At 69.5% G+C, this 407-nt stretch carries 1 protein-coding gene; it reads right to left on the reverse strand.

What is annotated here, in order from left to right; translation table 11 throughout:
• Nucleotides 1-407 (reverse strand): hypothetical protein (locus tag CCN51_RS55245; protein ID WP_158104731.1); only part of this gene is annotated, 407 nt, incomplete at both ends.

Here is a 407-nt window from a genome sequence, read left to right on the forward strand (position 1 = left end):
TCGCCGCCGATCCGCCAGCCGACCTTCTTCGCGTCGTCGGCGTCGATGGTGACCCTGCCGTTCTCCAGCTCGGCACGGTCGGTGCCGAGCCGGACCAGGAACCGGTCCAGGCCCTCGGCGGAGGTGACGAACTGCACGTACAGCGAGCTGGTCTTCCAGGAGTTGGTCTCGTAGAACGCCACGTCGGCGGAGTAGCCCGGGATCCATACGTCGTAGATGCGCCGCTGGACCTTGCTCGGCCAGCCCGCGGTGAGGCCGGTCGCCGAGGCGTTCTCCTGCTTGTCCTCGCCGCTGTTGCGGCTCTGGAGGGCGGAGATGACCATATAGCCCGCGGGGATCGTGATCAGCAGGAAGACCACCACCGCCTTGAGCCAGCGGCGCGACCGGGGCCTGCCGCCGCCGGGCCG

This window comes from Streptomyces milbemycinicus (genome assembly GCF_002154605.1).
Classification (GTDB): domain Bacteria; phylum Actinomycetota; class Actinomycetes; order Streptomycetales; family Streptomycetaceae; genus Streptomyces; species Streptomyces milbemycinicus.